The organism is uncultured Tenacibaculum sp. (assembly GCF_947502995.1).
Lineage (GTDB): Bacteria > Bacteroidota > Bacteroidia > Flavobacteriales > Flavobacteriaceae > Polaribacter.
This window is the reverse complement of the sequence record NZ_CANNBW010000081.1, coordinates 1-264: the sequence shown is the minus strand read 5'-3', so window position 1 is coordinate 264 and position 264 is coordinate 1. Positions and strand designations below refer to the sequence as shown.

Genomic DNA, 264 nt, shown 5'->3' with positions numbered 1-264 from the left:
TTGGTAACCGATGCTTTTAGTAGAAAAATTATGGGATATCATTTAAGTGATGATATGAGTGCAGAAAATGTAGTTAAGGCTTTAACTATGGCCATTAAAAATAGGATGACATCTGGACCAATGATTCATCATTCTGACAGAGGACTACAATACTGTTCAACAATATATCAAAACAAGCTAATAGAACAAGATATAAAACCATCAATGACTGATGGATATGACTGTTATCAAAATGCTCTAGCAGAAAGAATCAATGGAATCTTG

1 protein-coding gene is annotated in these 264 nt (G+C 32.6%); it reads left to right on the top strand.

Translation table 11 applies throughout. The annotated features are described in order from the left end of the window. Positions 1-264: DDE-type integrase/transposase/recombinase (locus tag Q1A46_RS20830; RefSeq protein ID WP_299683588.1), on the top strand; the 264-nt coding region annotated here is incomplete at both ends.